The 287-nt window shown below is 41.5% G+C and carries 1 protein-coding gene; it reads left to right on the top strand.

Annotated elements, in window-relative coordinates:
• Positions 1 to 287: BrxA/BrxB family bacilliredoxin (locus WFZ85_RS16280; protein ID WP_342697285.1), on the top strand; the 287-nt coding region annotated here is incomplete at both ends.

The following is a 287-nucleotide window of genomic DNA, read 5'->3' as shown; positions in this document are numbered from 1 at the left end:
CAGAAGAAGTAAAAAATGCAATAAAAGCTGAAGGCACTACACTAGTGGTTTTGAATTCAGTTTGTGGTTGTGCAGCAAGAAACGCTCGTCCTGGAGCGAAAATGAGTTTAGATGGCACAAAAAAACCAGATCATCTTGTAACTGTTTTTGCTGGCGTAGATAAAGAAGCAGTAGATGATGCGCGTCAACACATGTTTCCGTTTCCTCCTTCATCACCAAGCATGGCTTTGTTCAAAAACGGCGAATTGGTTCACATGTTAGAGCGTAATCACATTGAAGGAAGACCA

Source organism: Flavobacterium aureirubrum, assembly GCF_038739835.1.
GTDB classification, from domain to species: Bacteria; Bacteroidota; Bacteroidia; order Flavobacteriales; family Flavobacteriaceae; genus Flavobacterium; species Flavobacterium aureirubrum.
This window is presented reverse-complemented; position numbering and strand designations above follow the sequence as displayed.